The 17,870-nt window shown below is 68.1% G+C and carries 20 protein-coding genes; 7 read left to right on the top strand and 13 right to left on the bottom strand.

What is annotated here, in order from left to right:
* Positions 1-18 precede the first annotated feature (18 nt).
* The 4 genes from glmM to thiD all read left to right on the top strand — a co-directional run bounded on the left by glmM (position 19) and on the right by thiD (position 3,782).
* Positions 19-1,356: a phosphoglucosamine mutase gene (gene glmM / locus CBR61_RS04715; RefSeq protein ID WP_088913322.1), complete on the top strand. Its 1,338-nt coding sequence runs from the start codon at positions 19-21 to the stop codon at positions 1,354-1,356.
* An 11-nt stretch (positions 1,357-1,367) separates the two neighbouring features.
* Positions 1,368-1,592 carry a DUF1272 domain-containing protein gene (locus CBR61_RS04710; RefSeq protein WP_088913321.1) on the top strand — a complete coding sequence of 75 codons (225 nt, stop codon included), beginning with the start codon at positions 1,368-1,370 and terminating at the stop codon, positions 1,590-1,592.
* A 48-nt stretch (positions 1,593-1,640) separates the two neighbouring features.
* Positions 1,641-2,876 (top strand): hypothetical protein, encoded by a 1,236-nt coding sequence (locus tag CBR61_RS04705; protein ID WP_233996858.1) that lies wholly within the window; start codon positions 1,641-1,643, stop codon positions 2,874-2,876.
* 75 nt (positions 2,877-2,951) lie between these two features.
* Complete coding sequence (gene thiD / locus CBR61_RS04700) at positions 2,952-3,782, top strand: bifunctional hydroxymethylpyrimidine kinase/phosphomethylpyrimidine kinase (RefSeq protein ID WP_088913319.1); 831 nt, start codon at positions 2,952-2,954, stop codon at positions 3,780-3,782.
* Here thiD and CBR61_RS04695 read toward each other — a convergent pair.
* The 13 genes from CBR61_RS04695 to CBR61_RS04635 all read right to left on the bottom strand — a co-directional run bounded on the left by CBR61_RS04695 (position 3,749) and on the right by CBR61_RS04635 (position 16,942).
* Positions 3,749-4,636, bottom strand: a complete 888-nt coding sequence (locus CBR61_RS04695; RefSeq protein WP_088913318.1) for an LOG family protein — start codon at positions 4,634-4,636, stop codon at positions 3,749-3,751. The two genes, thiD and CBR61_RS04695, sit on opposite strands and share 34 nt — an antisense overlap.
* A 102-nt stretch (positions 4,637-4,738) precedes the next feature.
* Complete coding sequence (locus CBR61_RS04690; RefSeq protein WP_088913317.1) at positions 4,739-5,716, bottom strand: hypothetical protein; 978 nt, start codon at positions 5,714-5,716, stop codon at positions 4,739-4,741.
* Positions 5,713-6,807 (bottom strand): GNAT family N-acetyltransferase, encoded by a 1,095-nt coding sequence (locus tag CBR61_RS04685; RefSeq protein ID WP_088913316.1) that lies wholly within the window; start codon positions 6,805-6,807, stop codon positions 5,713-5,715. The genes CBR61_RS04690 and CBR61_RS04685 overlap by 4 nt, the downstream gene beginning before the upstream one ends.
* Positions 6,804-7,943 (bottom strand): hypothetical protein, encoded by a 1,140-nt coding sequence (locus CBR61_RS04680; RefSeq protein WP_088913315.1) that lies wholly within the window; start codon positions 7,941-7,943, stop codon positions 6,804-6,806. The genes CBR61_RS04685 and CBR61_RS04680 overlap by 4 nt, the downstream gene beginning before the upstream one ends.
* Complete coding sequence (locus CBR61_RS04675; protein WP_088913314.1) at positions 7,940-8,812, bottom strand: HesA/MoeB/ThiF family protein; 873 nt, start codon at positions 8,810-8,812, stop codon at positions 7,940-7,942. Before CBR61_RS04675 ends, CBR61_RS04680 begins: the two co-directional genes overlap by 4 nt.
* The gene (locus tag CBR61_RS04670; protein WP_088913313.1) at positions 8,809-9,750 is read right to left on the bottom strand and encodes a hypothetical protein; all 942 of its coding nucleotides are present in this window, start codon (positions 9,748-9,750) and stop codon (positions 8,809-8,811) included. Before CBR61_RS04670 ends, CBR61_RS04675 begins: the two co-directional genes overlap by 4 nt.
* Before the next feature lie 192 nt (positions 9,751-9,942).
* Positions 9,943-10,746, bottom strand: coding sequence for a lipid II flippase Amj family protein (locus CBR61_RS04665; protein ID WP_088913312.1), 804 nt, complete (start codon positions 10,744-10,746; stop codon positions 9,943-9,945).
* Positions 10,747-10,773: 27 nt separating this feature from the next.
* A complete protein-coding gene (locus CBR61_RS04660; protein WP_088913311.1) occupies positions 10,774-11,547 on the bottom strand; it encodes a sulfite exporter TauE/SafE family protein in 774 nt (257 codons plus the stop codon).
* A 33-nt stretch (positions 11,548-11,580) separates the two neighbouring features.
* On the bottom strand, positions 11,581-14,022 hold the full coding sequence (locus CBR61_RS04655) for a TonB-dependent receptor (protein WP_088913310.1): 2,442 nt from the start codon (positions 14,020-14,022) through the stop codon (positions 11,581-11,583).
* Between the two features lie 85 nt (positions 14,023-14,107).
* Positions 14,108-14,275, bottom strand: coding sequence for a YezD family protein (locus CBR61_RS04650; protein WP_088913309.1), 168 nt, complete (start codon positions 14,273-14,275; stop codon positions 14,108-14,110).
* A gap of 133 nt (positions 14,276-14,408) precedes the next feature.
* Positions 14,409-14,855: an RrF2 family transcriptional regulator gene (locus tag CBR61_RS04645; protein WP_088913308.1), complete on the bottom strand. Its 447-nt coding sequence runs from the start codon at positions 14,853-14,855 to the stop codon at positions 14,409-14,411.
* 211 nt (positions 14,856-15,066) lie between these two features.
* The gene (locus tag CBR61_RS04640) at positions 15,067-16,194 is read right to left on the bottom strand and encodes a tyrosine-type recombinase/integrase (RefSeq protein ID WP_088913307.1); all 1,128 of its coding nucleotides are present in this window, start codon (positions 16,192-16,194) and stop codon (positions 15,067-15,069) included.
* Entirely contained in the window at positions 16,187-16,942 is a 756-nt protein-coding gene (locus CBR61_RS04635) for a hypothetical protein (protein WP_172835896.1), read from the bottom strand. The genes CBR61_RS04640 and CBR61_RS04635 overlap by 8 nt, the downstream gene beginning before the upstream one ends.
* On the opposite strand from CBR61_RS04635, the gene CBR61_RS04630 reads away from it, so the two are divergent.
* The 3 genes from CBR61_RS04630 (at position 16,932) to CBR61_RS04615 (ending at position 17,869) form a co-directional block, all read left to right on the top strand.
* Positions 16,932-17,117: a helix-turn-helix domain-containing protein gene (locus CBR61_RS04630; protein WP_233996857.1), complete on the top strand. Its 186-nt coding sequence runs from the start codon at positions 16,932-16,934 to the stop codon at positions 17,115-17,117. The genes CBR61_RS04635 and CBR61_RS04630 overlap by 11 nt on opposite strands.
* Before the next feature lie 150 nt (positions 17,118-17,267).
* On the top strand, positions 17,268-17,654 hold the full coding sequence (locus CBR61_RS04620) for a hypothetical protein (RefSeq protein ID WP_157696498.1): 387 nt from the start codon (positions 17,268-17,270) through the stop codon (positions 17,652-17,654).
* A complete protein-coding gene (locus CBR61_RS04615; RefSeq protein WP_157696497.1) occupies positions 17,651-17,869 on the top strand; it encodes a hypothetical protein in 219 nt (72 codons plus the stop codon). The genes CBR61_RS04620 and CBR61_RS04615 overlap by 4 nt, the downstream gene beginning before the upstream one ends.
* The last annotated feature ends 1 nt before the right edge of the window (position 17,870 follow it).

The raw sequence follows: 17,870 nt of genomic DNA, 5'->3' as shown, positions 1-17,870 counted from the left end.
TGGGGCAAGGCCGCGATCATGGCACGCAAGCTGTTCGGTACCGACGGGATCAGGGGACGCACCAATTCGGGGGCGATGACCGCGCTGACCGCCATGAAGGTCGGGCAGGCAGCGGGCCGCCACTTCGTGCGCGGGGGGCACCGACACCGCGTCGTGATCGGCAAGGACACGCGCTTGTCGGGCTACATGATGGAAAGCGCACTGGTTGCGGGCTTCACCAGCGTCGGGATCGACGTGATCATGACTGGCCCCCTGCCCACCCCCGCCATCGCCCTGCTCACGCGCGAGATGCGCGCCGATCTCGGCGTGATGATCTCGGCCAGCCACAACCTCTTTGCCGACAACGGCATCAAGCTGTTCGGCCCCGACGGCTTCAAGCTCTCCGACGAGGCCGAGGCCGAGATCGAGCGGCTGATGGAGACCGAGATCCCGCTCGTTCCGCCCGAGATGATCGGCCGCGCGCGGCGGATCGAGGATGCGCGCGGGCGCTATATCCACGCCGTCAAGCAGTCCGTGGCGGCGGAGATCCGCTTCGACGGCCTCAAGGTGGTGGTCGATTGCGCCCACGGCGCAGCCTACCAGGTCGCCCCCTCCGCCATCTGGGAGCTCGGGGCCGAAGTGGTGACGCTCGGCGTGTCGCCCAACGGCACCAACATCAACGACGGCGTCGGCTCGACCGCGATCGCCGCGCTCCAGGCCAAGGTGGTCGAGGAGCGCGCCGACATCGGCATCGCGCTGGACGGCGATGCCGACCGGCTGATCGTGGTGGACGAAAAGGGCCGAGCGGTCGACGGCGACCAGATCATGGCGCTGATCGCCGGGCGGATGCAGGACCGCGGCTCGCTGAAGGGGGGCGGGATCGTGGCGACGGTGATGAGCAACCTCGGGCTCGAACGCCACCTCGCCGGGCGCGGGCTCGATCTCGTGCGCGCCAAGGTCGGCGACCGCTATGTACTCGAGGCCATGAAGGCGGGCGGCTACAATGTCGGAGGCGAGCAGTCGGGCCACATGATCCTGCTCGATTACGGCACCACGGGCGACGGCACGGTGGCGGCGCTGCGAGTACTGGCGAGCCTCGTGCGCTCGGGCAAGCCGGCAAGCGAGCTGCTCCACGTCTTCGACCCCGTCCCGCAGCTGCTCAAGAACGTGCGCTACGAGGGCGGCAAGCCGCTCGAGAACGCGCAGGTGCAGGCGGTGATCGCCGAGGCCGAGGCGAGCCTCGCCGGCAAGGGCCGCCTCGTCATCCGACCCTCGGGCACCGAACCGGTGATCCGGGTGATGGCCGAGGGCGATGATCAGAAGCAGGTCGAACAGGTGGTCGACACCATCTGCGAAGCCGTGCGCGCGGCCGTCTAGGAGGCAGCGCGATGCTCGAGATGCGCCCCGATTGCGAGATGTGCGGCGCGGGCCTTCCCGCGGAGGCGCCGGGGGCCTTCATCTGCTCGTTCGAATGCACCTTCTGCGCCGAATGCGCCGAGGACCTTGACGACCGCTGCCCCAATTGCGGCGGGGAACTGATGGACCGCCCGACCCGCGCCAAGGCGCTGCACGCGAAGTATCCGCCCTCCACGACGCGCAAATACAAGGGCTGACCGCTGCGGGCGTGCTATGCTGGTGGCTCCTTGAGGGGGAGAATCACCATGCGACTGTCTTTGCCGGGTCTGATGCTGCTGGGCGGATTGGGGAGCGCGGCGGCGCTGCTTTCGGCCACGGCGCTTTCGCAAACCGCCGCACCCGCGCCGGTGCGCTACGCGATGGATGCCGCCACGATGAGCGGCATGGGGGCGATGGCAGGCGGCGGCGGCGGTGGCGGTCTGGGCACGGTGATGGGGATGATGAGCGGCCGGCCGCCGCAGGCGGTGCGCACGCTCGAATTGCACCACGGCGCCTCGACCACCGCGCCCAAGCCGCAGGCCGATCACTTCATGCCCAAGCTCGCCGGGCTTGGCCCATCGGTTCGCCTGCTGCCGCTCACGCGGGAGCCGGGCGGAATGCAGGGCGAGATGCAAATGCCCAAGGGCCGCCTGCTGCTGTTCTGGGGCTGCGGCCAACACGCGCCCAAGGGCCAGCCGGTGGTGATCGACTTCGCGAAGATGGCCAAGGGCCAGATCCCGCCGGGCCTGTTCATGGCCGGGGTCGACCTGCCCGATGACTGGCAGGTCAGGGTCGCCAACAGCGCCACCTACACCCGCTGGCCGAACGATAGCGACGGCAAGACGGTGCCCGCCAATGCCTCGCTGCTCGGCGCGCACCGGATCACCGCGAACTACGCCAAGGAGATTTCCTTCAACCTCGCCGAGGACTTCATGCCCCCGCTCGAGGCGCGCACGGCGACGGCGCCGGGCGGCGGCAGCCGGCTGTCGTGGGGCGGGCTCGAGAAGGCGACGGGCTACTACGCCTGGGCGATTGGCGCGAAGGACGCGGGGAGAGGCGATGCCCCGACCGAGATGGTGTGGTGGGCCTCATCGAAGCAGCAGGCCTTCGGGGGGCCGCTGTGGGACTGGATCTCGCCGGCCGGGGTGCGAAAGCTGATCGCCGCGGGCACGGTGATGCCGCCCGAACAGCGCGACTGCACCGTTCCCGCCGAGGTCATCAAGGCGAGCGGCGAGGGGCTGATGATCTCGCTCCAGGCCTATGGCCCGCAGGCCGATTTCGCTTTTCCCCCGCGCCCCGCCGACACCCGCAAGCCCTGGAATCCGGAATGGATCGCGCGGGTGCGCTTCCGCTCCTCGACCATGCTGATCCCGGGCATGGAGGACATGATGGGCGGCATGGGCCAGAGCGCGGCAGGTAGCGAAGAGCCCGCCAAGCCGCGCAAGCCCAAGTGCAAGGGCCTCAAGGGCCTCGCCGAACGCGCGGCGGGGCTATGCGAATAGGCCTGAACGCGCGCGGGTGAGCGGCCGGGCGCGAAAGGGGTCCCCGCCCGTGCGCGGGCTTGCTATGGCCCGCGCATGACCAGCGCGCGCCCCGCCCGCATCCTCGCCATCGCCGGTTCCGATTCCTCGGGCGGGGCGGGGATTCAGGCCGACATCAAGACCATCACCATGCTCGGCGGCTATGCCATGACCGCCATCACCGCGATCACCGCGCAGAACACCGTGGGCGTGCAGGGTGTCGCGGCGATCGCACCGGAAATGGTGGCGCGCCAGATCGCCTCGTGCATCGAGGATATCGGGGTGGATGCGGTCAAGATCGGCATGCTCGCCTCGCCCGAGGTCATCGCCGCCGTCGCGGACGCGCTCGAGGGCCTTACCGCGCCGGTCGTGCTCGATCCAGTGATGATCGCGACCTCGGGCGCGGCGCTGGCGGGGCCGGATGCGGTCGCGGCCTTGCGCGAGACGCTCTTCCCGCGCGCAGCGCTCATTACCCCCAACCTCCCCGAACTGGCGCACCTCGCCGGCCATCCCCTGCCGACGCACCAGGCGATGGTCGAGGCCGCGGAGGGTCTGGCACGCCGGACCGGCGCAGCGGTGCTGGCCAAGGGGGGGCACGCCGAGGGCGCGACCATCACCGACGTTCTGATCGTGCCGGGCGAAGCGCCCCTCGCCTTCGATCACGCCCGGATCGACACGGTGCACACCCACGGCACCGGTTGCACCCTGTCGTCAGCCATAGCGACGCTGCTCGGTCAGGGCGAAAGCCTCGCCGATGCCGTGGAGCAGGCCCGCCGCTTCGTCTTCGCCGCCATCGAGGCCGCCCCCGGCTTCGGCGCGGGCAACGGGCCCCTGGGGCATCAGGCGGTGCGCCCTCAGGCCTCGGGCGAGGGATCCCTGATCTCGTAGAAATCGGCGATGCAGGCCCAGGCCTCCTCCGCCGTCTCGACCCAGGTGAACAGGTCGAGGTCGCTCTTCGAGATCGTGCCCTCCTCGGCCAGCGCCTCGAAATCGATCACCCGGCTCCAGAATTCCTTGCCGAACAGGATGATCGGCATTGGCTTCATCTTGCCAGTCTGGATCAGGGTGACGAGCTCGAAGAACTCGTCGAAGGTCCCGAAGCCGCCCGGGAACACCGCCACCGCGCGGGCGCGCAGCAGGAAGTGCATCTTCCTCAGCGCGAAGTAGTGGAATTGGAAGCTGAGATAGGGCGTCACATAGGGGTTGGGCGCCTGCTCGTGCGGCAGGACGATGTTGAGCCCGATCGATTCGCTGCCAGCGTCGGATGCGCCGCGGTTGCCCGCTTCCATGATCGAGGGCCCACCCCCGGTGGTGACGACGAACTGGCGAAGGCCGTTCTCGATGATGCCCTTCTCGCTCACGAGCCGGGCGAGGGCATAGGCCTCGTCGTAATACTTCGCCTTCGCGGCGAGCCGGGCGGCGACCTTCTGTTCGTATTCCGAGCCGTTCTTCGCGGCCTCCACCAGCGCCTCGGCCTGCGCCGGGCTGGGAATGCGGGCCGAGCCGTACATCACCAGCGTCGAGCCGACCCGCGCCTCGTCGAGCAACATCTCGGGCTTCAGCAGCTCGAGCTGGAAGCGCACCGGGCGCAGCTCGTCGCGCAGCAGGAAATCGGTGTCGCGGAAGGCGAGCTTGTAGGCCGGGTGTGCGGTCTGCGGCGTGCGCTCGGGCGCGCCCTCGGCAAAGCGGGTCTCTTCGCCCGCACGATAGAACTTGCGGTCGGTCAGGTCTTTTTCGGTCATGGCCTGACCCCTAGTAGCCCCCCCTCGGCCCCGCAATAGGCTTGAGATAAGGGGCGTTTCACGGGCAGGAGGGCAGGCGCCGATCGAATTCCTGAAACTGCTCTAGGAGACGAGAACCTCCGCGAGCGGGAGGCGCGCGCGCGGGAAGCGCTCGCCGTCGCGGCGGCCGATGCGCAGGGCGCTGACGAGCCTCCGGTCCGGCCCGATCCCGTGGGCCTCGCACAGGGTCGCCGCAGCAGCAGGATCGTCGGCCAGGGCGGCGAGGACATTGCCGCCAAGCTCGCCAGCGTCGACCGCGAGCCACAAGCGGTGAAAGCCGCGGCCGCTTTCGAACGGGTCTTCGCCGGCGGGGCGATGGAACAGCACCACGGCAGCGGCGTTGGCGAAGCCCTTCGCCTCGGCCAGCAGGGCAGGCGCGAGGCCGAGCGCGGCAAGCGGGCGGAACAGCGGCCCCAGCACCGCGCCCGCCCCGGCAGCCTCGATCCCCGAAAGCTGCATCGCCGCCGCATTGAGCCCGTCGCGCGCCCAACCGGGATGGCTGCGCCGCAGCCGCATCCAGTGCCGCAGCTCGGCGCGGAAGCCATCCCCGCGCATGATGCCGTAGCTGGCCCGGTCATAGAGCGCCGCCGCATCGGCGATGGCGGCGGGATCGGAGAGGATCGCGCGGTCCTCCCCCGCCAGCGCCTGCGTCGCGGCGCGGTCCTGCGGCGTCGGCGGCAGGAAAGGCCCGCGCCACGAAGCGCGCGTCTCCAGCACCGCGAGGAGCGGATCGGGGTCAGCGCCCGGAGCGAAGGTCAGCCGGGCGACAGGCCGCAGGCCGCCTTGATCGCCGCCCGCGAGACGCTCGATCCGCGTCACCAGCCCCGCGCCCGAGGCCGCGATCGCCGCGCCCTCCGCCGCCGCGCCGAGACTGATCGCGGCGTCGTTCCCGCGCGGATCCCCCACTGCGAGGCGCCGCGAGAGGTCCTCCAGCAGAACCAGCGACTCGCCGTCGATGCGCCAGCGCGCGGGCTGGACGTTGTGGACACTGGGGGAGGCGATCGCCGCCGCGACGAACGAGCGGAGCAGATCGGGAGTCATGCGATGGCCTTGCGGAACAGGTGCAGCTTGTGGAGCGCTCGCCCGTTCATCTTCTCGACCTGCCGCAGGCTCGCCGGATTCTCGTCGGCGATCCACGTGCCCCCGACCGTCTCGTAGCCCGCCGCGCGCACCCGTCGGAGCGTCTCGATCAGCATTGCGCTCATGATCCCCTGTCCGTGCGCCGCGCGGGCGACCGAATAGAAGATTAGCACCGCGCGCTTGCGGTTCATGCGGTAACGCAGGAAGTGCCACGGCGTCGTCAACCCGATCCGCGAGCGGGTGGCCTTGAGGAAGCCGTTGAGATCGGGGATCGCGATGATCACTCCCACCGGAACCCCGTCCTGTTTCACGACCGATGACAGGCGCGGGTCGAGGATCGTGCTGAGCTCGCCGGCCTGGAAGCGAAACTCCTCCGCCGTCAGGGGCACGAACATGGGGTTGTCGTGAAAGCCGTCGTTGAGCAGCAGGCGGGCCTCCTCCATCCGCTCGGGGAAAGTCGATTTGCGGATCGGGGCGAAGGTGAAATGCGCAGGGTCGAGCCCGGCCGGGGGCGGAGCGGCGCGGGAGAGGTCGATCTCGAAAGTGGTCATCGGGAAGAACGGCGCAAAGCCGTTCGCCTGCAGCATCCCCGGCAGCCACGGCGCGCCGACGATCATGTCGGTATAGGCGGTGTTCTCGAACCCCCCGGTCATCACGCCGCATTGCTGCATCGCGGTGAGGTTGAAGTTGCCGACAAGCTCGGACATCCCCTGATCGCGGGCGAAGCCCTCGGCGGCATCGAGCAGCAGGCGCGCGGCCTCGGGATCGTCGGCGCAATCGAAGAAACCGAACTGCGCGCGATTCCAGCCCCAGCGTTCATTCGACTGGCGGTGAAGGTGGGCAATGATCCGCCCCACCGGCGCGCCGCCGGCGCGATGCACCGTCCAGAAGCGATAGGGATTGCCCGAGGTCCAGAGCGGGTTCTTGCCCGGATCGAGCATGCGCAGGATGTCTCCTCGCATCGGCGAGACATAGCCGATGACCGGCGGATAGGCGTGGAAAGGGGCTTCGAAGAAGGCCTCGGAATCGCCTTCGCGCAGGATCAGGGTCATGGGGCACGCTCCAGCAGACGGGCGACAATGGTGAGCTCCTGCGTCAGCCGCTCCTCCTCGAGCGCGCCTCCCGAGATCGCGAGGAAGCGCGGCGCGGGCGCGGGCGACAGGCGCAGCAGGTGACTGGCGCCGTAGCGGGCGAGGAGCTCGCGCGCGGCGCCGGTCAGGGTCTCGCTTGCAGGATCGCGCGCGGAGGTGACCACGGGCTTGGCAGCGAGCGCCGACAGCAGATCGGCGGGAAGGTCGGTGAGCGCATCGGCGGTCACTGGCACGGCGTTGGCGAGCAGCGGATGGGCAGCGAGGATCGCGGCCTCGTCCGGCGCGGCGCGGGCGACGGGGATGAGCAGGCTCTCCCCGCGCGCGGCCGTGTCGGCGAAGCGTTCGACCAGCAGCACCAGCGCCGCCGCCGCGCTGGCCGTGGCGGCGAGCGCAATGGCGAGCGCAGCGGACACGGCAGCGATCTGGGCCGCAAGCGCGACGAGTCCGCCAGCTCCGGCCGCCACCAGAACATCGCCCAGCAGCCGCAGCGGACGGCTCGCCGTGCCGGCAAGGCGCGAGCAGGCGAGCACGAAGACCAGCGCCGCGAAAGGCCCGCCGCGGAACGGCAGGTCCGGGAAGGCCCAGGCGAAATCCGTCGCCAGCAGCGGCAGCGCCAGCGCGAAGGCCAGCGCCAGCATGTCGGCCGCGCGCCGCTCGGCCAGCGAGACGGTGCCGCGCTGCGTGAGCAGGTGGACGAGGATCGCGATCACCACCGCCGCCTGGAACAGCGCGAGCGCGACCAGCGCGGGCCCCGTCCAGACCAGCCCGAATGTGACCGCCAGCAGCGAGAATGCCCCCGCGCCCGCCAGCGCCAGCAGCTTGACCACGCGCGGCGCATGGCGGCGCACCAGTTCCTCGGCAAGGCGCAGCGTCACCAGCGGCAGCCATGCTGCAACCGCCATCGTGGCCGCCACCACCACCGGCGAGGGCAGCGCCGCGCCGGCCAGCCGCAGGGCGAGCAGCAGCGCGACGAGCGTCAGCAGCCGCGCCAGATACCCCGCAACCCCACCCCCGCGCGCAGCCGTGGCGACGCCCATGCGCGCCACGAGAGCGGCAAGCAGGCCGATGGCCGTCAGCAGGGCGCCGGTCGCGGTCATGCGAGGAGCTTCGCCATGAAGCGCCGCACCAACGCCCGCTTGGCAAAGGCGAGGGGCGCGGCCAGCGGGCGCTCGACCCGCTGGGCATGGGCGTTGAAGAAATAGCCGCGATAATCGGTGCCGCCGGCCCGACCGAGGATCACCCGGATCGCCTCCTCCGCCATCATCGTGCCGGCCATGGTCACCATCGTCGAGAAACTGAAGCGCGAACGCTTGCCCGAAGCGACTTCGCCCGCGACTTCGAGATCGACATATTTGTGGCTGGAGGAGTGGACGAGCACATACTCGATCTCCTTCATCAGGCATTCCACGCCCATGTCCTTGGTGATGGACTGCCAAGGCACGCCCACCGTGGGATAGCCGAGCCGCTCTTCAAGCCGCGGGTCGCCCGGGCGCACCACCGTCACCGAGGGCAGCGGCGAGGCATAGGCATCGATCAGCGTGCGCCCGTGGGCGCGGCACTGGCGGTAATACTCCGCCCCTGCCGCCGCATCGTCGGTGCCGTTGATCGCCACATCGACGCGCGGGAGGATCTCCGGGAGCCGCTCGGTCCATTCGCGCCCCAGCACCTCGATCCGGACTTCGGGATTGATCTCGCGCGCCAGCCGCGCCGCCGCCTCGGCCTTGTGCTGACCAATTGTGTCGGCGCGGGCAAACAGCTGGCGGTTGAGGTTCGAGACCTCGAAACCGTCAAGATCGGCGATGATGAAGTTGCCCACGCCTGCGCGCAGCAATGCCATGAAGGCCGCGCCGCCCATGCCGCCGACACCCGGAATGAAAACACAAGCCTCGCGCAAGCGCGCCTGCTCGGCCTCGGTCACGAAGCCGCGATTGCGGGTGGTCATCTCGGCATAGTCGAAGGCGGTCATGGCGAGGGCCTCAGGCGCTTGTAGGGACGGGACGGGTCGAGCCACTGGATCAGCGGGGCGAGCACCGCCCCCGCCAGCACCATCACCGCTTGCACAGCCAGTTGCGGCAAGGCGCTGCGCGGCACGCTGCGCGACAGGAAACGCTGGCCCGCGGCCAGATCGATCTTGCCGATCTGGAGCACGTCGTCGCCGCGCGCATAATCCAGTTCGCGCTCGCAGAAGGCGTTGTATGCCTCGTGCCGGTGCTTGGCGGCGACGGCGAAGGTCTTCTTCAGGTTGTCCGAACCGCCGGTGTAGGCGTCGGTGATGATCTGCCGGTCGGCATCGTAGCCGGCATCCTCCCCGACCCCGAAGGCATGGCGGTGACGGCGCATGATCTGGTGGGCGAGGTGGCGGTGGGTGAAGCTCTGCGGCGTCGTGCCCTGGCCCGGGAAGACATCGCTGAAGGTTTCGGCCACCATGCCGACCACGGCGGGCACCTGCGTGACGCTGCTCACCCAGAGCGGACGCAGGCCCTGCCGCAGGAACAGCGCAAAGCAGGTGAGCCCATAGAGGATCCACGACAGCCCGCCGCTGCGTTCCTCGGGGTCGACCATCACCAGCCCCAGATGGAGCACGGATTCGCTCGCCCCGCCGCGCACCACATCGAGCTGCGGCATGGCGTTGAAGGCGACCGGGCGATCATCGGCGATGCGCGTGATCAGCGTGATGACGCTGCGATCCCATGCCGCGCCGTCCTCGGCGAACAGTCCGTAGTCGAGGCTTTCCCCGCCGAGGCAGGCGCGCACCACAGTATCGCAATCCTGCCGGAGCCGGGCGAGCGCGGGCGGGGCGAGGCTCGTGCCGGGACGCTCGACGATCCACACGCGGAATTCGCGCGAGGGACGGAACGAAAGCGACAGGGTTTCTCCGGCAAGGGCCCCGAAAAACTGAAGCAATGGTCCGCTCCGCTGATGGATCGACGCCGCGATGATGCACGATCAGGACGCCCAAGGCTGCAAGCCCGGGGGCGGCAACTCACATATTCCTGCAAGAGATGGAGAAAGATATGGTTAAGGACGGAAACGGCCGTTCGCTTCCCTGCCGGCTGCGACCGCCGCGGGAGAGAACCGGCGCCGCCCGGAGGCGAACTAGAGCCACCCCGCGAAGAAGGCGATCGCCACGGCTCCCGGCACCAGCAGGGCCTGCGCGAGCAGCGTGCCGGCGAGGCGGCTGATCGAGACCCAGATCATCGCCCTGCGAAAGGTCGCCTCGCTGACGCTGCCATCGACCACGTCGTCGGTCAGCGCCGAAATCTGCGGGTCGATCAGCGCGAACAGCAGGATCGTCGCGAAGCCGTTGACGATCGCGGTCATCTGCGAGGCGGTGACGCGGAACTCCGGTACGAGGTAGCCGGCATAGAGCGAGGCGAGCACGCCCACCGCGAGCAACCCTTGCGCTGCGGCATTGGCGGCGAGCACCGTCCAGCTGACGCCGCGCGGGCCCTTCAGCGCCTTCAGCGTGTCGCCCGAAGGCAGCGCGATCGAATCCCGCAGGGTGGCGAGACCCGCAGGCGTCATGCTGGCGAGTATCAGCCGGGTGGTCGAGCGCCGCGCCTGGAAGAAGGAGATCGCCGCAGCGAACAGCCGCTGTCCGGTCGGCACCAGCACGATGCCGAGCGCGACCGCGGCGGCGGCGGAGAACAGCACCAGCCTGAGGTCCCAGATCAGCATTTCGCCGGTGCCCGCCGCGAGAGCGGTCTCGATCCGCTTGGCAAGGAAGGGGCCGAGGAAGCCGTTCGAGGTGCGGCTGACCAGCAGCAGGATGTTGAAGAGCGCAAAGGACAGCGCGATCCGTCCGGTCCGCACGCCTGCGATCCGCGCCGCATAGGCAAGCGCGCCGATGAGATTGATCACGGCCGTCAGCGCGCAGATGACGATCAGTTCGGTGTCCATGCCGGCTGTCCCTTTCAGGCGATGCCCCTAGATGATCGGCCATGCCTTGTAGATGCTGTAGCTGCTGGTCGCGATCAGCACCACGGCCACGGCCAGCAGCAGCAGCCGCGGGCGCACCCGGCTCGCCAGCAACGCGCCGAAGGGCGCCGCGGCCACCCCTCCGATGATCAGCCCCACGGTGACCATCGTGAAGGCGGCGAGGCCCAGCGTGGCGATGAAGGCGATCGAGATCGACAGGGTCAGCAGGAACTCGGCGGAGTTGACCGTGCCGATCACCTTTCGCGGATCACCCCCCTGGATCAGCAGGTTGGACGTGACCACCGGTCCCCAGCCCCCGCCGCCCGCCGCGTCGAGGAACCCGCCGACCGTCGCCAGCGGACGCGTGTAGCGCGGGTCCTCGAAGCGCGGGCGTGTCATCCGGATCGCCCGCCACAGCAGGTAGACGCCGATGGCGGCAAGGTAGAGCATCACGAAAGGCCTCGCCGCCGAGGCGTCGATGCTCGACAGGAGATAGGCCCCCGTCACGCCGCCCAGCACGCCGAAGGGGACCAGCCGCCGGAACAGGCCCCAGTCGACATTGCGGTGCCAGATGTGGCTGGCCCCCGATGCGCCGGTCGTGAACAGCTCGACCAGGTGCACACTCGCCGAGGCGACCGCGGGCGGCACCCCCATCGCGCTCACCAGCAGGGTCTGGGTGATGACCCCGAAGGCCATGCCCAGCGCCCCGTCGATCATCTGCGCGGCCAAGCCGATCAGGATGAAGGGGAGCAGGTCGGCAAGGAGCGCAGGCAGGTCCGGCATGAGGCATGTCCTCTCTGGCAGGAGTGAGAAGGGTCAGAAGGCGATGCTGGCGGTCGCACCCCAGGTGCGCGGGTCTCCGGGCAGGCCCGCGATCAGCCCGGTGTTGCCCGGCCCGACGAAGAGTTGCTCGAAATAGTCCTCGTCGAAGGCATTGCGCACCCAGGCGAAGAGGTTGAGCCCGTCCTCGGTGCGGAAGCCCAACCGGAAGTTGGAGAGGTGGTAGCCTTCGACGTGGGTATAGGCGGACGGCGAGGGGTTGGAGGAGAAATCCGAGCGGTAGGACCCGTCATAGCCGAGATAGACCTCGCCGGTCTTGCCGAGAAATTCCGCGGGAATGTTGCCTTCCGCCCCGAAGGCAAAGGCCCACTTCGACACGCCCGGCAGGCGCTGGCCGGAGATGTCGCAATTGGCCGGGCTGAGACCGCCGGGCGTGCCGGGGGCGGACGGTGTCTGGCCAGCGCCCACCGTGGTCCCGCCCGCCAACTCGGGCGGGCAGGGCGCATCGACGAAGCGCACGTATTTCGCGTCAGTCCAGGCCCCACTCGTATAGGCCGTGAAGCGCTGGCTCGGACGGATGGAGAAATCCGCCTCGATCCCCTGCGAGCGCACCTTGCCGGCATTGGCCAGGAATCCGCGCAGCACCCCGAACTCGCCGTTGATGACGGTCGCCTGATAGTCGCGGATATCGGTGCGGAAGGCGGCAAGGTTCAGGGTCGCATTGCGATCCCAGAACTGTGTCTTGAGACCCAGCTCGAAGTGGTCGACCTTCTCTGGCCGGATTGTTCCCGCCGCCGCGATCGGCTGGCCGGCGGCATCGGTCGGCAGTCCGTTCTGGTTGATCCCGATGGTCTTGAAGCTCCTCGCATAAGTACCGTAGGCGAGCACGTCAGGGGCAAGCTCGTAGCTGGCCGTCAGGTCGTAGGTGAGGTTCCGGTCGGTGTCCTCGGGCGCGCTGACCTGCGGGGTAAAGATCGCCAGCTGCGCGCGCGAACGCGCGTCGGTCTCGCGGCCGGTCAGCTCCGCACCGGTCCCGGTGAAGACGCGGCGCTGGTAGAAGCCCGACTTCTTGTCGTAGTTGAGCCGCAGCCCCGGCTGGATGGTGAAGGCATCGGTCACCTTCCAGCTCAATTGCCCGAACAGCGCGACGCTGGTGCTCTCGAGGCTCTGCGTGTTGCGCGCGGTCAGCCCGTCGAGCACCGTCTGGTCGAGCGAGAGCGCATTGCCCGGCGCGATATTCCAGCCGCTTGCCGCGCGGCCCTGCGCCTCGGTCCCCTGAGTGTCGATCCGCTGATCGAAGGCGAAGGCGCCGATCACGAAGTCGAACCGCTCGCCAGAATAGGCATAGCGGAATTCCTGCGTGTACTGGTCCTGTTGCGAGGGGTTCTGCGACAGGGCGACGATCGAGAGACCGGTGAAGTCGCGGTCGTTCTCGGGCTTCCAGTCCCAAGTGCGCCAGGCGCTCACCGATGTGAAGGTGCCCGGCCCCACGTCCCACACAAGCTTGATCGATGCGCCCGCGATGACGTTGCCCGCGTTCAGCCGCGAATCGAGATCGGACAGTCGGTCGAAGGGATTGGTCGAGGGCGGCGCGTAGTTCTGCGCGGCGGCCAGCGCGGCAAACTGGCGGTTCAGCGGGCGCTGGGTCGCGCCGGTGCGCACGAACACCGATCCGCAGCACAGGGCGTCCTGCTTGTTGTAGTCGCCCACCAACGTCACCCTGAGGCTGTCGGTCGGCTCCCACAGCAGCTGCGCGCGCACGCCGAGGTTGTCGAGGCTCTGGATGTCCTCGCCGGAGGTCACGTTGCGGATCGTGCCCCGCCGGCTGGTCCCCGAGAAGGCGACCCGTGCGGCGACAGTCTCGGACAGCGGCCCGGACACCGCGAGCCGCGCCTGCCGGAATTCGAAATTGCCGAGGGACAGCTCGGCACGCCCCTCGAAATCGAAGCTCGGCTGGTTGGTCTGGATATTGATCGCGCCGGCCGTGGTGTTCTTGCCGTAGAGCGTGCCCTGCGGCCCGCGCAGCACCTCGATCTGGGCGACATCGAGGAAGTCGAAGGTCGCCGAGGCGACGCGCGAGTAGTAGACGTCGTCGACATAGATGCCCACGCCCTGCTCGAACCCGTCACTGGTTAGGCCGAAGGGCACGCCGAGGCCGCGGATGTTGACCGCGGTGTTGCGGGGATTGGACGAATAGAACTGCAATGTCGGGGCGAGCTGCTGGAGACGGTTGACGTTGAACGCCCCGGTCTCGTCGAGCTGCCTCGCATCGATCACCGACACGGCGAGGGGGATATCCTGCGCGCTCTCGGAGCGGCGGCGGGCGGTGACGATGATGTCATTGTTGTCCTGCTCCTCTTGTGCGGCGGTCGGGGGAGGCGCGGCAGGGGTCTCGTCCTGCGCCTTGGCCGGGGCGGAAAGCAGCGCAGTCAGGCCTGCGCCGAGCAGGAGGAAGGGGCGGAGGGTTGTCGGATACATGGTCTCGCCTTTGCAAGCGGGCATGCATCCGGCGGTCCGGTCTGCCAGTCCCTGATGGGGTGGTGGGTTTGGTCACGTTCAGCCTTCAATCGGCCAGCCGCGTCCTCTCGGTCACGTCGACCTGCATGACCTTGCCGTCGTGCACGATCAGCTGGATCGCGCCGTAGCGCATGCGGGACAGCGCTTCGCTGACCACGCCGAGGGCGTCGGCCCGCCGTCCGGGCTCGACATAAGGTTTCGCATCACGGTCCATGATCGGGCCTTTCGTTGCGCGGAAGCGGGTCCGCAGCGACGGACTTAAACTCAAGTGAATTGGTTGACAATACGCTGCGCCACGCAGATTTTCTGTAGGGGCATGAAAGGTGGGATTGTCGCGACGGGCCGCGTCAGCCGGTCGCCGCGTCCGCGTCGAAGGGGGGCACGGGTGCGATCGGGTCTGACAGTCGCACCTGATCGAGGATCTGCGCTGTCCGGTCGCGCACGTCGAGCATAAGCGCCCGCGTGCGGCACTCGCCTTCCTCGACGCAATTCTTGCACTTCTCGTGCGCGTAGCGGCTCGCGCACGGAACCAGCGCAAGGCTGCCCCGCATGTGGCGGATGAGGTCCCCATAGGTGATGTCGACGGGCGCAATCGCGAGCCAGTAGCCACCCTCGCGCCCGCGCTGCGAGGCGACGAGACCGAAGCGGGTGAGCTCGGAAAGGATCACGGTCAGGAACTTCGCCGGGATGTTCTGCCGCTCTGCGATCTCGGCCAGTTGCACCGGGCCCTTGCCATAGTGGTCGGCAAGGTGCTGCATGGCGCGGATCGCGTAACGGGTCTTCTGCGAGAGCATCGCCGACCGTCTATCGGCGCGGGGGACAGGCGGGTCAAGCCGCGCCGCCACCGGCAGAGGCGCCTATCCAACGCAGCCGCCGGGCAGAGCGTGGCGCGCAGGGTTGGTCGCTCATGGCTGGATGCCCCGCAAGGATTCGAACCTTGATTGACGGAGTCAGAGAACGTTCCTGCCGCTACGGAAAGCAGGCCTCTCCGACCTCATGTTGCACTCATGTTGCATCGCCAAAAAGCGCCCGCTCGATCGCTGCAGCATCGCTTGCGTCACGGTCGCGCTGTTCGAACAGGTGCCCGTAGGTGTCGAAGGTCACCTGGATCGACTTGTGCCCCATGAGCGTCTGCACCCGCTTGGGGTTTAGCCCTTGTTCGATCCATAGCGAGGCCGCCGCGTGCCTGAAGGCGTGCATCCCTTGGTGCGGCGTGCCAGCCGCGGTGAGCAGCGGGGAGACGTGAAACTTCATCAGGACGTGGTGCGAGAGCGGCTTGCCCTTGGCGCTGGGAAACACGAGGTCGGCTTCGTGCGCCGGGCAGGCAAGTTTCCATTCCTTCAACACCTTCACCACCCGGGGCGGCAGAGCGATAATCCTGTTGCCGGCGCCCGACTTCGGCGGGCCGATGATGCCCTTAGCGTCGGCGCGCCGATCAACGCGCACCGTGCCCTCGCGAAGCTCGAGATTAGACCAGGGCAAACCGCGGAGCTCGCTCGCCCTCATGCCGGTGAAGATCGCCAGTTCGACGATGGCGCGGGCCTTTGCGTCCTTACTCTTCTCGGCGGCGGCCAAGATTGCCTTCAGGTCGGCTTTCGGCGGCGGGGTGGCCTTTGAACGCTCGCGCGGTGCCTTCCGGATCTTGACCGCGAGGGCGACATTCTGCGCCACCTGTCCCCGTTCCTGCGCATCCGTGATCAGGGCCTTGAACGTGCGGAAGACGCGCACCGCCATAGGCCGGGAGAGGTCTTTCATCAGCGCATCGAGGAAGCGGCGCACGGCTGGCGCGGTCAGCTGCGAAAGGCGCTGCGCCCCCAGCCGCGGGTTGATGTGCAATCGCACGTGCTGGTCATAGGCCGCGATCGTAGTCGGCTCGAGCGGGTCATCCTTCATGGCCTTGAGCCCCTTTAGCCACTGCTCGCCGGCCTTCTCGACCGTAATGGATTCGCTGTCTGGGGTATGCGTGCCGGTCACCACCTGATGCTCGGCAGTGACCCGCCATGCATCCGCATCCTTCTTCCGAGCGAACTGTTTCGACCGGCGCTTTCCAGCCGCGTCCCGATAGTCGACCAACCACGCCGTGCGCTCTTCGCCATCCGGTGCGGTCCAGGTGCGGCGCCGAACGCTAGTCATCGCGTTCTACCGCATCTGTTACGATGGCCCAATCACGCAACGCCTTGCCAAATGACTGCAGGTCTAAACCCTCATTGTCCGAAAGGTAGAGCGCCGCCTCAATCAGAAGGTGCGTCGCGTTGAAGACAGCATGTCGCCGGTCCAACCCGATCGCATCGACCGCGTGCGCTAACTCTGACCGTGGGGTCACAAGAAGCGTTTGGGCGGTGGCCCATCCTTCGTCTTTCGGATCAGCAAGCCCGATCAGCCCCAGCGGATCAAAGAGAACGAGATCCGCCGCTTCATAGGTTTCGCCCACCCCTTCTTCGTATTCTCGTGGATCGAGGCCAGAGCACAATTGTTCGCCAGCCCGACCAGCTATGCGAGCGGCGAGCTCCCATCCCATCGCCCGAACAATCATCACCGCACGTTCTGGCCTGAGCCCAAATTGCATGAGCTCAAAGGCGAAAAGTATTCGGACAATCGCGGGAGCGTCGTATTCCGCTCGCTGCCCCGATCCCACGTTGACCCCAGCCGGGAAACCCATGCGCTGAAGGTGCTGCACCCGGCCGATAAGCGCAGTTTCCCGAGCAGGCGGAACGCCATGAAGCGCTGACAGCAAGCGCAATAGGGTAGCTCGGCTAAGGGGCGTCATCGGGCCTTCACAACAGCGATATTGTTTTTCCGCTTGCACAAAGTCCCGCCAAATGCAACTAAGCGAAGCGCAATAGCAATATTGTTCATCAATGGAGACAAACGTGGCAGACATTGATCTTCTCAAGGGCGCGAAGGGCGTCGAGGCCGCTTATCCGGGCGTGCTTACCCAGTGGCAGGTCTACAAAATGGTCGAGACCGGACAGCTTCCGGTCATCCGCAAGGGCCGCAGGCTCTACTTCCGGCGCAGCGACATCGAAGCGTCGTTTCAGTCGGAGATCGCGGCATGATTGCCCCTCGCCCGCATGGGGACGTGATCCCCTTCACCCCTCGCCCGCGCCCACTGCGCGCTGATGTCCCGCCCTTCGATCCCAGCAACCCGGCGCATCTGCGCGCTTGGGAAAGCCTCGGGGACCTTGGCCAATTGGAGGCCCGTCGCGATGTCCGCTGAGCCCCTCACTCTGATCGCCGGACTCGCCCCGGCCGCACCCGTCATGCGGATCCTGTCGCGCTTCGATCGCAGCAAGATCGAGGCCTTCGCAGAGATCAGCGTCGCGTTGCTCGACCTGCTCGACGGCGATGCCGATGAGGAAACCTGCGCGACGGAAGACGACTTCACGCCGATGCCCGCCGAGATCGACTTCGGCCCCGGTTGCAGCATCAGCGACCCGGGCGAGGTGGATGACGAGCCGGAAGAGGATGACCCGCAGGGCGAGTGCAGCGAAGACGAGATCTCCACCTCGCTCGAGAACCGCGCATGGTGCGAAGGCCCGGGCTGCCCGATCGCTGACCCGGCCGAAGGTCTGGGGCAGGAGTGGCTGCCGTGAGCGCCCCCGCCCGCATCGCAGGCATGGTGCTCGCCGAGCGCGCCCTGCCCGACCCGTTTTGCTTGGTCAGTGTTCGCACCGCTGGCCCGCATCGGGAGCGGGGCCACTTCCTGCCGAACGCCGAGGAGGCCCGCACGTTCGCACGTGAGCTTGCTGAGCAGCGCGGCCTGCTCTTCGTCGACCTTACCGGCGCCGGCGAAGGCGAGGCGGCATGAC

It is taken from the genome of Porphyrobacter sp. CACIAM 03H1 (genome assembly GCF_002215495.1).
In the GTDB taxonomy this organism is placed as follows: Bacteria; Pseudomonadota; Alphaproteobacteria; order Sphingomonadales; family Sphingomonadaceae; genus Erythrobacter.
This window is presented reverse-complemented; position numbering and strand designations above follow the sequence as displayed.